The sequence below is a fragment of the Micromonospora sp. NPDC048930 genome (assembly GCF_043197935.1).
GTDB lineage: Bacteria > Actinomycetota > Actinomycetes > Mycobacteriales > Micromonosporaceae > Micromonospora.
The window spans coordinates 1-13,783 of the sequence record NZ_JBICUB010000007.1 but is presented as its reverse complement, the minus strand read 5'-3'; the positions used below and the strand labels follow the sequence as shown (position 1 = coordinate 13,783).

The 13,783-nt window shown below is 68.1% G+C and carries 11 protein-coding genes; 7 read left to right on the top strand and 4 right to left on the bottom strand.

The features are described 5' to 3' along the window. Positions 1-125: 125 nt before the first annotated feature. The gene (locus ACGFI9_RS19145; RefSeq protein WP_393179418.1) at positions 126-1,373 is read left to right on the top strand and encodes a PP2C family protein-serine/threonine phosphatase; all 1,248 of its coding nucleotides are present in this window, start codon (positions 126-128) and stop codon (positions 1,371-1,373) included. 1,011 nt (positions 1,374-2,384) lie between these two features. On the opposite strand, the gene ACGFI9_RS19140 is transcribed toward ACGFI9_RS19145, so the two are convergent. Both ACGFI9_RS19140 and ACGFI9_RS19135 read right to left on the bottom strand, forming a co-directional pair. Continuing rightward, positions 2,385-2,819, bottom strand: a complete 435-nt coding sequence (locus ACGFI9_RS19140; protein WP_393179416.1) for a helix-turn-helix domain-containing protein — start codon at positions 2,817-2,819, stop codon at positions 2,385-2,387. After that, positions 2,809-3,684 (bottom strand): ImmA/IrrE family metallo-endopeptidase, encoded by an 876-nt coding sequence (locus ACGFI9_RS19135; RefSeq protein ID WP_393179414.1) that lies wholly within the window; start codon positions 3,682-3,684, stop codon positions 2,809-2,811. Before ACGFI9_RS19135 ends, ACGFI9_RS19140 begins: the two co-directional genes overlap by 11 nt. 282 nt (positions 3,685-3,966) lie before the next feature. Here ACGFI9_RS19135 and ACGFI9_RS19130 point away from each other — a divergent pair, with 282 nt between their 5' ends. Then, positions 3,967-5,400 (top strand): heme peroxidase family protein, encoded by a 1,434-nt coding sequence (locus ACGFI9_RS19130; protein WP_393179413.1) that lies wholly within the window; start codon positions 3,967-3,969, stop codon positions 5,398-5,400. 1,224 nt (positions 5,401-6,624) lie between these two features. Here the strand turns inward: ACGFI9_RS19130 and ACGFI9_RS19125 are convergent. Then, positions 6,625-8,028 carry a protein kinase gene (locus ACGFI9_RS19125; protein WP_393179411.1) on the bottom strand — a complete coding sequence of 468 codons (1,404 nt, stop codon included), beginning with the start codon at positions 8,026-8,028 and terminating at the stop codon, positions 6,625-6,627. A gap of 502 nt (positions 8,029-8,530) precedes the next feature. Between ACGFI9_RS19125 and ACGFI9_RS19120 the strand changes: the two genes are divergently transcribed. The 4 genes from ACGFI9_RS19120 to ACGFI9_RS19105 all read left to right on the top strand — a co-directional run bounded on the left by ACGFI9_RS19120 (position 8,531) and on the right by ACGFI9_RS19105 (position 11,577). Beyond that, positions 8,531-9,145, top strand: a complete 615-nt coding sequence (locus ACGFI9_RS19120; protein WP_393179409.1) for an RNA polymerase sigma factor — start codon at positions 8,531-8,533, stop codon at positions 9,143-9,145. A 34-nt stretch (positions 9,146-9,179) separates the two neighbouring features. After that, positions 9,180-10,070 (top strand): hypothetical protein, encoded by an 891-nt coding sequence (locus tag ACGFI9_RS19115; protein ID WP_393179407.1) that lies wholly within the window; start codon positions 9,180-9,182, stop codon positions 10,068-10,070. 5 nt (positions 10,071-10,075) lie between these two features. Then, the gene (locus ACGFI9_RS19110; RefSeq protein WP_393179405.1) at positions 10,076-10,804 is read left to right on the top strand and encodes a hypothetical protein; all 729 of its coding nucleotides are present in this window, start codon (positions 10,076-10,078) and stop codon (positions 10,802-10,804) included. A gap of 269 nt (positions 10,805-11,073) precedes the next feature. Further along, positions 11,074-11,577, top strand: a complete 504-nt coding sequence (locus ACGFI9_RS19105) for a hypothetical protein (protein ID WP_393179403.1) — start codon at positions 11,074-11,076, stop codon at positions 11,575-11,577. Between the two features lie 178 nt (positions 11,578-11,755). Here the strand turns inward: ACGFI9_RS19105 and ACGFI9_RS19100 are convergent, their stop codons facing one another. Beyond that, on the bottom strand, positions 11,756-12,184 hold the full coding sequence (locus tag ACGFI9_RS19100; protein ID WP_393179401.1) for an ATP-binding protein: 429 nt from the start codon (positions 12,182-12,184) through the stop codon (positions 11,756-11,758). 244 nt (positions 12,185-12,428) lie between these two features. On the opposite strand from ACGFI9_RS19100, the gene ACGFI9_RS19095 reads away from it, so the two are divergent. Then, positions 12,429-13,181, top strand: coding sequence for a hypothetical protein (locus tag ACGFI9_RS19095; RefSeq protein ID WP_393179399.1), 753 nt, complete (start codon positions 12,429-12,431; stop codon positions 13,179-13,181). Positions 13,182-13,783: the final 602 nt, after the last annotated feature.

The window sequence follows — 13,783 nt, the reverse complement described above, 5'->3', positions numbered from 1 at the left end:
CTTGGCGGTGTTCGCACCGCGCCGCAGACGACCATCACCGGCCGAGCATGGTCCGCCTCGAGCGTGTCACCCTGGGGGTTCGCCCTGAGCGCCAATCGGTCGGGGTCGGAACAGGGGGAGCCTGGGTGAGCGGCTTGGAGTCGTTGCGGCAGCTGCTGCGGCAGGTGCACCATGCGCGGCCGGAGGACCTACCGCAGATGGCGATGCGGGTGGCGCCGCTGCTGGACGCGACGGCTTTGGTGATCTATCTGGTCGACCATCAGCAGCGGCTGCTGCTGCCGCTGCCGGGCGGTAGCAGCCCGGCCCGTACACCGATCGGAATCAACGACACCCTGGCCGGCCGGGCATACAGCACGGTGACGACCTGCACCGCTGCCAGCGACGACGGCGGGCACCGGGTGTGGGTGCCGTTGGTCAATGGTGGCGAACGCATGGGCGTGCTGGAAGTGGTTGCCGACCATCCGCTCGCCGACGAGACGGTCGAGGAGTGCGGCGAGGTGGCGTCGCTGCTCGCGGAGTTGGTGGTGACGCGCAGCTTCTACAGCGACACCATCGAGCGGACCCGGCGCCGCCAGCCCATGCGACTGGCCGCGGAGATGCTCCGCGCGCAGCTGCCGCCGCTGACGTTCTCCACCGGGCACCTGATCATCAGCGGCATCCTGGAGCCGTGCTACGACGTGGGCGGCGACGCGTTCGACTACGCGGTCAACGGCGACACCGCGCACCTGGCGTTGTTCGACGCGGCCGGGCACGGCTCGGCCGGCGGAATGCGCGCGGTCGTGCTCGCGTCCATCGCCCTGGCCGCCTACCGCAACGCCCGCCGCACAGGCCTGGACCTGACCGCCACCTACCACCACATCGACCAGGCGGTCCGCGACCACGACCGGTTCGGGATGATCACCGCCGTGCTCGCCGAACTCGACCAACGCACCGGAGTCCTGCAGGTCATCTCCGCCGGCCACCCGAGTGGGATCGTGCTGCGTCACGGCAAGGTCGTGAAGGTCCTGCCCACCCCGACCGCGCTCCCCGTCACCCTGGGTGATCGGCGTCCACCCGTGGTCGTCGAGGAAGCCCTCGAGCCCTGGGACCAGGTACTGCTCTACACCGACGGCATCATCGAGGCCCGCACACCCGACGGTGAGACGTTCGGCTTCGACCGGCTCGTCGACTTCGCCACCCGAGCCCTCGCCGACCAGCTGCCCCCGCCCGAGACCGCCCGCCGGCTCGTGCACGCCATCCTCGAACACCAGGACGACTGCCTCCAAGACGACGCCACCGTGCTACTCGCCCAGTGGCGCAGTCCGGCACCGCCACACTCGGACATGGAAACGCTCCAGGCGCCGCCCCACCACCCCCTCGACGTGCAGCCATGACGTGCGCCAAACCCATCCGCCTGCTACTCACCGCACACGCCGGCGAACCGGGTCGGGGACGGGACCGGCCGGTAGCGGTGGAACGGCCGCGGCCGTGCCGCCCGGGAGCAGGAACGCGTCCCCGAAAAAGCAGCGCGTTCTCGGTCCGGTTCCGGGCGGCGGGCGCTCCGGCCGCAGGGAACGACCGGGCCATGAGCATGAGCACGGGTGGCCGCGTCATCAACCCGGCCACCCAGGCGGCGGCGTCGTCGCGGTCGTTACCTACCGGACCTTCGGCGGCGACGTCGGCGAGGTGTTCAGGCTGACCTTGTCGCCGCCGGCCGGTAGTCGGCCATTCCCATGGCCCGGTTGTGCTCCGCTTCCGGATCTTCAATGCGATGGCGGCGCTCGGCACCTGGCTGTCCGCGCCCGGGTCGCCCCCTCGTACAACAGCGTTGACAGGCTGCCCGTCGACGAGCACATCGACGGGCTGCCCGGGACGCGGCTGCGTCCTTGTCGGTGAGGGCGTGCCCGTGGTCAGCAGGCGTAGGCAGCTCGTTGAGATGCAGGCCGACCAGCAGGGCGGCGTGCGAGGTCGGCGGTGCAGCCGGGTGTTCAGGGCTTGTGCTGGTGCGCGGACGGAGTGGATTTACGGGCGGTGAGCACGCAGACGACCTTGCCGAGGATCTGCGCGAGGTCGTCATCGAACGTACGTAGTCGGGGGCGAAGCGGCTCCGCGAGCAGACGCTCGGCCTCCGTGAGGGTTTGCCACGCTTCGTTATGGCCGCTGCCGCTACGTCGACACTGCCCGGGAACGCGACCGCATCTCCGTCGACAATTGTCGGCGCGAGAGATGGCCGGACCGTGAGGCGTGCTGAATGGGGCAAGCATCAACGAGCGGGCGCACTCGTCGTTAGCTTCGAGCCTGCGTGATCAGCAGCCGGAGCGGGTGGGGAGCCCGGCTGCCCTGCGCTGGGGTCCAGTGATGGCACCGGAACGCCGGACTCGGCTAGGAACAGTGCTTAAGGTAGTTCACCTATCGATCGCTTCGCTCGTTCGGATGGCAGTGTAGATGTATCGCCAGCGTTCTTTGGTTCGTGGGGGTTCGCCTCGGAATTGGATGGCGCTGAGCATTCGGACGTCGGCCTCGGGGAGCTTTTCTTCCTCGGCGAATTCGCGGAGGCTGGTGGGGATCTCGGTGGCGGCTGCTGGGAGTAGCTTTCGTCCGAGCAGGTCGGACATGGTTACGCCGAGTGCTCGGGCGATGGTGTAGAGGGTTTCGGCGGAGGGTCGTCGGGCTTGGGGATCGTTCTCAAGCGTCGACAGGTAGCCCTTGCTCACTCCGGCCTGTTCGGCGAGCTGGCTCAGACTGAGCGCGCGGTCTTGCCGGTACCGGCGAATCCTGCCGCCGACGCTGCCCTCGCTGCTGTCTTCCGGCTTGCCGGGGATGCCGGGGTCAGTGTCCACGGCTTATCCCTGGCTTAGGGCGGGCAGGTGTGATCAGTGCGAGGACGCGCATGTGTTGCTCCCCTCGATGGTCGGTGTACGGGTAGCAGCCGGCGCTGATGTGGATCGGGTCGGTGGCGCTGTTGACGAGAATGCCGAGGGAGGCCGTCTCTTCGACGCGGTCGCCGTCGAGGGCCCGCCCGAATGGGCTGTCGTCGGGCACTGATTTGTGCTTCGGCACGAATAGCCAGCGACCGCTGGCGTGCACCCACTGCACTCGCAGGACGGGTTGGGCGTGCGGGTCACTCGGCTTACATGCAGGCTCCAACGCGACGAGCATGGTCGACTCCGGGTGTAGCGATACAAGGCGGCGGGCGGTTGCTTCCAAGCTGCCGTCGTAGTGGTCGGCCAAGGCTTCAACGAGCCGCATGCTGCGCGTGTTGCCGGCAAGGTCGCTGAGGAACGGGCTGCTAGGGAAGAGCAGCTCCGCGGCACTGAGGTCGCAGAGCGTCTCGAGGTGGGGGTGGCCGCTGCGGCTGGCCTCTGGCGTGACCGGGTCGCAGCGGTACTGGGCGGCGGCGCTGAATCCGGGCAGGAAGGTGTGGCTCACTTCGTGGAACGCGGTGAAGCGCTTCTTGCCCCGGCAGTCCGTTGCCCGCAGGGTCATCAACAGGCCGGCCGGCCCTGGCACGAGGCAGCCCGCCCAGGGGATGAGGTCCTCTTCGATGTTGATGATGTCTCGCATCGACGCGACGATCTCGTGGTTGATGGGCGGCTGCATGGCCATCTCGTCGAGGGTTCGCTGGGCGAGCTGGATGACCAGCTGTGCGTCCGGAGTTCCGGGCGAGTCCAGCCGGGCGAGTTCGAGGTCAGAGAGCAGCAGCATGTTCTCTCCCACGCTAGCGCGTTCCCGATAGAGAACAGTAGGGTAGGGTGTTCTCGATCGGGAACAGATAGAGTGGAAGGGCGAACGCGTGGCGGGAGAGGGCGAGGTCAAGGGACGTGCTGCCTGTCGTCGTCGGCCGCTCCGCTCGGCGTCGGGCCGGGAGAGCCGATAGGGCCTAAAGGGCTGGGGGGCTTGCCGCTTGCCGCCGATTGCCCACCCGGTTCCACTCGCCTCAGCGCGGGCGCATGAGGTTCCGGCCATCAATTTGTCAGGAGATTTCGTATGCGAGTTCACGGTTCCGAGGTTCGTGGCAGTAGGGACGCATTGCTGTCGCCGCTGCATGAAGGGCGCTTCGGGCGGCTGTTCCGGCGTCTCCAGCCGGCACCGTCCTACGGTGATGATCAGCTTCAACAGCTCGCCGAGGCGATGCGCGAGCAGTCGTCCTCCGGCGGATGGAACGCATCTGCGCCGATCCAGGACGGCGACAACCCTTCGATCTCGGCCGGATACACCTACTTCGGCCAGTTCCTCGACCATGACCTGACCTTCGACCCGGTATCAAGCTTCCAGCACCAAGACGATCCCGACGCACTGCGAGACTTCCGCAGCCCGCGGTTCGACCTGGACTCCCTGTACGGCTCTGGCCCGGCGGATGAGCCCTTCCAGTACGAGTCGGTGCCGACCGGCACCTCCACCAAGCTTTTGATCGAAACGAATGCCAACGGCGTTGAGGATCTGCCTCGCAACAAGCAGGGCATCGCTCTGATCGGTGATCCCCGCAACGACGAGAACGTTGTCGTTTCGCAGGTGCAGCTGGCATTCCTGAAGCTTCACAACAAGCTGCTCACCGAGGTGGAACCCCCCACTGCGCCGCTTTCGCAGGACGAGCTTCAACGTCACCAGTTCGAGGCTGCTCAGCGGCTCACTCGATGGCATTACCAGTGGCTGGTGGCCTTCGACTTTCTGCCAAAATTGGTTGGCGAGGAGACGATGACCAAGGTCTGGCCAAAGTGGAAGCAACACATGGACAAGCCGAGCTCGCCGCCCGACATCAAGCGGCGCTTCTACAAGCCTCGCAACAATCCCTACATGCCTGTCGAGTTCTCGGCAGCCGCTTTCCGCTTCGGCCATAGCCAAATTCGGCCCACTTACGCACTCAACGACGCAGTCCCGGCCCGTCCGATCTTCGTTCCCGGCGACGCGGTAAACCCCGGGCAGGACCTCCGAGGCTTCCGTCCGCGAGACGCCGACTCGACCATCGACTGGAGCCTCTTCTTCCCCACCAAGCAAGACCGCACACCGCAGCCAAGCCGCCTGATCAACACGCGACTCAGTGCCGAACTGTTCGACCTGCCGCACATCGGCGATCCTGACATGCGGATGCACTCGCTTGCCTTCCGAAACCTCAAGCGCGGCCAACACCTCGCGCTGCCCTCGGGCCAGGACGTCGCCCGAGCGACGGGGGAACAACCATTGACCGGCTCGGAAATCGGTAGCACGCTCGACCCCACTCCACTGTGGTTCTACATCCTCGGCGAGGCCGGCAAGGCGGGAGAGGGCAAACACCTCGGGCCGGTCGGTGGCCGCATCGTCGCCGAGGTGCTGCTCGGGCTGCTCGAGATCGATACCCGGTCGTTCCTCCAAGCCGAGCCAACCTGGCAACCGCGCGAGGACCGCCGGACGGTCGGAGCCGTCATCACAGACGCTGGGGCGTAAGAAGGTTCTACTGTCATCCACGACTCGTCAGCAAGAAGGTCTCAGACCGGGTCCGCATTTCTGCCCCGGTCTGAGACGTTAAGCGGGTGAGTGTGCCGCAGGAACGCCTACCTGGTCGAGCTTGAGACGCCGCCGTTCGTCGCCGAGTTCCTGCCACGCCGCGACGGCCGGATCTCCGATGCGTCCGCGGAGCACGGCGGGGATCCCGGCCTCGGCGGCGCGCTGCTCGTACTCGGCGATCTATGCCAGCAGGCCCTCCTCGGCGCCCGTGTAGGTGGTCGCGGTGAGGCGCCCTCCTCGCCCAGCTCGCGCCACTCCTCCAACTCCCGTGCAACCGTTGCGCCTCCGCGCGGGGTGGATCCGGGTTGCCTCAGGCGGTCCGCGTCGTCTCCAGCTGCAGCGTCGGCGCTTCCGGCGGTGAGTGCCGTAGGAGTTCGATGTAACGGCGTCGGGGGGCTCGTCGCCTGTCGCTTGTGGAGGGCGAATGTGCCGTTGTTAACCCGCGACCAACGGCGTCGCCGCAGGCGGAGGCCGCCTATCGCGGCTGCTATGTCCATAGCTCGCGCGTGACGGGTTGATTGAAGCCTCTCGTCGCCGGTTAGAACGACTGTGGCACAAGGGCGCCGGCGTCGCATGGGGCGAGGAGGTTCGAATGCAACCGCAACACGTCAAGGCACTCCTCATGGGTGCGCGTACTGGGACACTCGTGAAGTACTGCCTTCCCGTATCAGAAGAGGTACCGGTGGGGTTCCGCTGCCAGCCGAGCGATCCGGTAGAGGCCGACAATGCGTTACCGGCGCTGTGCCGGTCGTGTCGCCTCCTCGCTCTAGATCCGCAGCAGCTGCAGGCGCAGGTGATGCGGCAGGTATCAGAGGGTTGGTCTGAACACGAGCGGATCGGAGCGGTGGTGGTCGGTTGCTGACGCCTTCGATGGCGAGCAGCCGAAGTCCAGCAGAGGCGGCGTCTTGACCCTGCATCCGTATCGGTAGGGCCGAGACTGAAACAGCGGGGCACTGTGGGGTTGCCCTGGGCAAGGGTGGCTGCCGTTCCCGTTGAGCTAACCCCGTCGGGTGGCCGATAGTCAGGGCTCTGGGGCCTGATGAAAGACCCGACTGTTGGCTTGTCAGTCTCCCCCGGTGGGGGCCGGGACCGCAGTTCGTCGCGACCCGTGTCACGGTGAGAGGAGCTGACGAGGGTTGAACGTCCTGCGTCGTCTGGCAGGGCTCAGCGGTCGTTGTCGTCCTTCTCGGCCGGTGGCAGGGTGTCGGCGAGCTGGTTGAGGCTGTTCTGCACGGCGTCGTATCCGGCGGTGTTGATTTTTTCGTCGCGGTGCAGTTTGTCGAGTTTGCTGCGTAGGTCGGCCAGTTTCTCGGCGGCTTTGCCGGGGTCGCCGTCGCCGAGTTCCCGGTCGACTTCGTCCAGCTTCTCGGTCAGCTCCTTGGCGGTCTTGGCGTCGAGGTGGCCAGCTTGTCGTTGATCATCGATCAGTGCGCGGACGGCGGCGATGCGCTGTGACGGGTCGGTGCCGGGATTGCCCGCCGGGGCGGCGGTCGTGCTGACGGCGGGTGGGCTGCCGGTAGCCGTCGAGGCGGTGTCCGTGCCGCCGCCTTGAGAGGTGAGGATCAGTGCGACGGTGAGCGCGGCGAGGACGGCGGCACCGAGGGCGGCTGCGGCGATCCCGGCTGGGCCGAGACGGAACTGACCGCCGAGGGCGGCCGGTGGTGCGTCGGCGCGGTCGACGACCGGCAGTGTCCGTGTTCGGGAGATCACCGGGACCGCGGCGCGCGGCGGTGGGGCAGTCGCTGTGTGGCGCGCGGCGCCAGCCACCAGCCGGTTCCGCACGTCGGTGGCGGTTGCGGGCCGGTCGGCGGGGTTCTTGGCGAGCAGGTGACCGATCAGCGCGTCAAGGTGAGCGGGTGTGTCGGGACGCAGGGACGCTACCGGCGGGGCGGGTTCGTGCTGGTGCTGCCAGAGCACGGCGAGCGGATTGTCGCCGGTGAACGGTGGGTGGCCGGTGAGCATGGCGTACAGCAGGCAGCCGAGCGCGTACAGGTCGGTGCGGGCGTCCACCGCGGTGCCGCTGGCTTGTTCGGGGGCCATGTAGGCGCTGGTGCCGATAGCCGTGTGCGGGGCGGTCAGGTCGGCCTGCTGCTGGTGGGTGAGGCGGGCGATGCCGAAGTCGCAGACCTTCACCGTGCCGGTGGCGGTGAGCAGAATGTTGGCCGGTTTGATGTCGCGGTGGACCACTCCTTGGGCGTGGGCGGCGGCGAGCGCGTCGCAGATCTGGCGGGCGACGTCGACCGCTTGGTCGATCGGCAGCGGACCGCCGGCGAGCAGCGCGGCGAGGCTGGTCCCGTCGACGAGTTCCATGACCAGGTACGGCACGCCGTCATCGGTGCCCACGTCGTGCACGGCCACGATGTTGGGATGGGTGAGGCGGCCGGCGGTGCGGGCCTCCCGGTCGAACCGCTGCAGCGTGGTCGGGTCCGCCGCATCGGCGCGGTCGAGCAGCTTGACCGCGACGGGGCGTCCGAGTCGTTCGTCGACGCCGCGCCAGACTGTTGCCATCCCGCCGCGGCCCAGCACGGCCTGAAGCCGGTAGCGGCCGGATACCATCTGCCCGTCCATGATCCCATCCTGATACATCGACCACGATGCGTTTCGCGACGCTTGCCGTTGCGGCGCCATCTTTCCCTGCAGCCCTTGCGCCTGAACCATGGCCCCTGCTTGCGGTCCTGGTTCCTGCCAAGGGAGCGGTGCTGTGCCGTTGCGGGCGTCGGGCGAAATGATGTTGCGGCGTGGGTCGGCCTGGGAATGTGGTGGGCCGGGGCAGGTGGGGCTCGGTGTTGGGGGGAAACACCAGAGCCCAGCCGCTGAGGGGAAGGGCAGCTGCATCTGCCCCGGCTACCTGAAGGGGCGCATCGGCGCTGGCCAGCGTTTCCAGCTGTTGTCTACCGGACACCACCGAGGCCGCACCCACCAGGGACGCCGCGGCAAATGCCGTAATTGTTCGGCTCGTGTTCGGCTGGGAGGATCCGCGAGTCGAATGCGGTTCCACGAGGTGTAGCGTGCGTGGCTTGTCGGCCGGTGCGAGCAGACCGAGCGGTACCGATGGGGGCGGCGTCGCCACATGCACGAAGACAATCTGGACGGCGCGTTGTCGGCGGCGCAGGACGGCGACGAGGCCGGTTTTGCCGCGCTGTTCCACACGCTGCAGCCGGCCGTGCGCCGCTACCTGTGGGTCATGGTCGGTGACGCCGTCGACGACGTGGCGCAGGAGGCCTGGCTGCAAGCGGTACGCGACCTGCCGCGCTTTCGGGGCGACGCGGTGGCGTTTCGCATCTGGCTGTTCCGGATCGCCCGCAACCGCGGGGTGGATTATCTCCGCCGGGCGGGTCGCCGGCTGGAACGCCCGGACGACGAGGCCTTGCAGGAGCGGGCCAGCGTCCACGACACCGTGCAGGAAGTGTTTGACGGACTGGATCTGGCATGGGCGCTGCGTGTCCTCGCGTCCCTGCCCCGCCACCAGGCCGAGGCGCTGATGCTGCGGGTCGTCGCCGGCCTGGACGTCCCGCAGACCGCGCAGGTGCTGGGCAAGCGTCCCGGCGCGGTGCGCCTGGCGACGATGCGCGGGCTGCGCACTCTCGCCCGCCACCCAGAGGTCCTGGCCCGACAGGCAGCCCGCCGCTCGCGACCGCAGGCGGCGCGTCTGGCCGGCGAGCCGAGCTGGCGTTTGGGGAGGTAACGCGGTGAACGCTTGGCTCGCTCTTACTCACGCTATGCACACCGCAGTGACAGCGGTGCGACGGCGACCGCCGCGCATCGGCCGACAGGAGGCACAACAGCTGATCGGTGGAGGGCCGGTCAGCCCCGACCGGCGGGCGCTGGCAGAGGTTCTGCACACCATTGCCGGGCCGGCGCAACCAGATGAGATGCGCGGCCAGGACGCGGTCATGGAGGCGTTCCGGCAGACACGCCCCGAGTTGCGCACCGGCCCTGCCAGGCGGCGCGCCAGCATGTGCACAGCAGTAGTGGTCAAGCTTGCCGCCGCTGTCGCGGCCCTGCTGGTGGCAGGAAGCGCGTGGGCGGCACACGCCCGCACCTTGCCCCCGCCCATGCAGCAGATTGTTCACGACTGGCTCTCCGGGGCTGGCGTTCCGGCGCCCCGACCGTCCGACCCAATCGAAGGCGGAACCAACGACGGCGACCCCGTCGGCACCCCAACCCACGAGCGGGGCGCCGCCTCATCAGCTGGTGCGCAACCGACCCCCAGCGCGCCCCCATCCACCAGCGGCGCGGAGCCGGGGCGGGACACGCCGCCGATCGTCCAGCTGTGTCGCGCCTACCGGACTCACCAGGACAACCCCGATGGCCCGCCGATGGACCCGGCGATGCTGGACCGCCTCACCGCCACCGCAGAGGGGGAAGCAAACATTGGCCCCTACTGCGGGAGGATCCTCACCGACCACGACCGGGACCGAGACGCGCCGCGCGCCAGCGGCACCCCTGAGAAGGCACCGCCGGACAGCACACCGGCCGACAGCACGCCAACCGGCGGCACTGTCGTCCTAGGGGATGACGAGGCGCCTCGCGGCGACGAGTCCACACCCGGCGGCGGCCGCGAGTCCTGGCGGGCCGTCACCGAGACGCTCCAGGGTAGGCGTTTGTAGGAGTCGTGCCCGCCGCACGGCGGGCGCATGCCCGTGCCGGCCCGTTACGCGCGCCGCGCGGTTTCCGCATCAGGCGAGAATTCGAGGGCGTCGCATGGGTTGGCCTGACGTGGGCGGGCGGTGACGTGGTTACGGTGTCCGGCGTGCGTCACGTCTGGACCATGATCGCCGCTGTCGTCATCGCGCCGCTGGCCTGGCTGCTGCTCGCGTACGGGCAGGAGCGGTCCCTGCAGGCGTTCGCCGATCAGGCCAGCACCGGCGGGTTCACCCACGGGGTCTTCGCCGGCCCGGCGCTGTGCCTGGCCGCTGCGGGGCTGCTGCTGGGCCTCATCGCGACGCTGCGGCTGTCGCCCACCGGCGCCGTGCTCACCGGAGGCGTCTACACGGCCAGCTACCTGGCCCTGCTGGTCAACCCCGACGCCGTGCTGGATGTGTTCCCGGCCAGCATGTCGGTGGCCGGCCGAACCGCCGACCCGACCCTGCCGCTGCGCACCGGAGTCAGCCTGTTGCTGGGCGGGTTGCTGCTGGTCAGTGTCGTAAGCGTCGGGCGGTGGCGGCGATGGCCGGTCACCAGCGACGTTCACCCGCGCGAGAGCATCGGCAGCGCGGTAACGCTGCCTGAGGACCGTGCGTCCGGTGCGGAGGGCCCGGGCCTCGCGCCGGCGTCGGATGCCGCCGAGCCGGTGCGCGAAACCGCGCCAGTGCCGGCATCCGAACCAAGCATCCGAGCCTGAGCGGCCCCCAGGCACGCATCAGGCCGCTACCGATCTACGCAAGAGCGGTCGCACGGAAGGGGCGGCCGCGGTGCGGCAATCCGTGCTCCGGCAGCCCGAAACCCTTTCGCCAGGGCCACGGCAGTGCAGCGACCGGGAGGGCGGACCGGCCGACGCTGGCGGATGCGCCCGTGGAACCGCCCGGCGCTCGTCGTGCGGCGCTGGGACGACGCGTCGGCTCAGGATGACGTCCCGGACCGGTAGGTGAGGATTTTGAGAGAGGCAAACAAATGACCGGCTCGACCCCGCTGCCCATGGACAAGCCTGCCCCATTGGCCCGGCGCCGCGGTGTCATGGCCACCATCGCCGATGTCATCGTGGCCTCAGCGCACGGCAGAAGCTTCCGGATCGCCGTCCGAGGGGCCCAACCCCGTCAGATCGGCTTCGCCGATGAACTCACCCGAGCCCTGCATGCCCGAGGTCGCCCCTGCCGGTGCCTGCACAGCAGTCCCCAGCCGATCCTCGTCGGAGAGGAAACGTCGCCGCTCGACCATGTCGATGCATCGCCTGTTGCCGTGATCGTCGGCCGGCTACCCGGACCCGAGGACCCGGATCTGCGCCGTATCGACATCCAGTTAGGCGCGGCTACCGGCGGGGACCAGATGTCTGCGTCCGATTGCACCCCCAGGGACCACTGCCGCGAGGCGGACATCATCCTCGACTATCCGTTCGGTGACGGTCCGATCATCGAACACATTGCGCCCGCCCTGAGACTGTCGGTGACCGCCTCGTGAACACCAGCCGGCGAGTGACGTGAAGGGCGCCGCTTACCGCCGGGTAATCGGGCCGGGTCGGGTTGATGCGTGGGCGGGTGTAGCGTGAGGGGGCCGGCTCGAACGGTTCCCCCCGTGACCGGTCGAGCCGGCCCAATCCCGCCTTGTTCCGCAGGACGAGCCTGGCCGGCTGAGCAGCTTACCGCTGGGCTCCGAGCGGAGCTGGGGCACCTCCATCGGCCGGGGCAGCTGCAGGCGGCAGGAGAAGAACCCATACCCGCTTGCCGCCCTGGTGGTCCTGTACGCCCCACCGCTGTGTCAGTGCCTCGATGATCCCCAGGCCGCGCCCGCCGTCGCTGTCGGCGGCGCGGCGCTGGGGGGCGGCTGCCGAGCCGTCAGCCACCGAGATCGTCACCTGATCCCGGTCTGCATGTACCTGCAGCACCAGGCGGCCACCCCCATGCCGCACGGCGTTGGCGACCAGCTCGTCGGCGACGAGCACGGCGTCCTCGACCCACTCCGGGTCGAGGAATCCCCACGCGGTGAGCGTGGTCTTCACCATCCGCCGCGCCGCCGCCGGCGCCTGGAGGTCCACTGGCAGGTCGAGACCCGCGGTCAGCTCGCTCACGGCCATGATCCGGTCTCCCCAGGGCCAGCTCCTCTACTCCAAGAGCCGCTACCCCGACCCTGGGCAGCGAAAACGTGCAGCGAACACTCGACCCTGCCGATGTGAGGATGAGTCCGCTACCTGCCGACCAAGCCGGCTCGGGCGCGTCGTTGCCGGCAGTCGTGCGCCCCAGGCGCTCGTCATAAGGGGCTCGGTTAGTTGGGGCTGGCTGGGCCTTTCCCGCGCTGCGTGCGAGAATGACCGAGTGGCCGAGGACAGTCTCCTGAACTTCGTAAAGAAGTTCCTGAGCAATAGCGGCTACCCGCTGGAGATGCAGGTGGCCCGTACGTTCCGGCGCAAAGGCTTCGTAGTAGAGCAGGCTAGATCATACATTGACGTGAAGACCGACGCTTTGCGTGAGGTGGATGTGCTGGCCTACTCGTCCAGCGCAACGTCGCTATATCCCGGCACGGGCTCGGCGGAGCTCCGCTTGGTTCTCGAATGCAAGCACTCGGACAAGCCGTGGCTCATGTTCATCGGCGACGATAGGTTCACCCGCTCAGAACCGCACTTCGAGAGCCTGGACATCGTGGGTTACGACCAAGCAAAGTTGACCGAAGCACGTTCCGCGGATGACATGCCCGTCATATCTCATGTCGGGGACATCGCGTACCGAGTCAGTACGGCCGCTCAAAGGGATGACGCCTTTGCGGCTGTCCAGCAGGTCAACAGCGCGGTACTCGGAGTCAAGCGCGACCTAGCCGGGCCAGAGGGTCACCGAGAAGGTCCAAGGGTGGTCGTCCTAGTGCCAGTCGTCGTCACCGATTCACCGCTGTTTGCGTGTCGACTCGACTCCAGCGGGGAGATTGTTGCCAACGCTGTCGATAAGGGTCTGCTCCTGACGCGGCTTCGCCCGGAGGACCGCCTTCACTCCGTCTGGATCGTGAACGACCAGGCCCTCGAGGACTTTGCAGGCCTTGCGCGGAGCACTGTGGACAATATGAGAATCACGATCTAGGTCAATGCGGGTTCCCCAAGCTCGGTACGCGCTCTTCTACCCGCGGCGCGGCTCCCCGCTTCCTCGGCGGCGGTAGCGGCCGTCAGCCAGCCGTTCAAGGTCGTCGTGCGAGCGTTGTGGTCAGGCGCATTGGCACACATGCGGCTGATCAGGTGCGGTCAGATGGTTGAAGGCGCGTACATGCTTCCCTGTCGCCGCACCTCATCGATCGCATCCTGCGGGATGAAGGTTCCATCGAACGTGCGGCACAGACCGCCGCGAGAACCGAGAGAATCTCGTCTCGAAGCGGTCATGAACACATCCTGTGCCAGCGCGTCTTGCGAGTCGAGCTCCTGACGCCCGCTTCTGTCGCTGACCGAGCGTCCTACCGTGACGCCAATGGTCCTATGCCGCGTCCTGGGGACGTGGCCGAGGAGGTGCTTCATGCCTGCCGGGGCGCGGGCACTTACGTTGGCGGTTGGTGACCGCCGTGGTCTGTTGCTCCGGGACGTCGTTCGGTCGGCCAGGTGTCGGCGTACGAGTCCAGGGGTCCAGGTAGGTACGAATGAACGGGACCAGGTGCGGCGTGTCGGCGGGGCTGCTGGCTGTCCGATGAGTGAGAC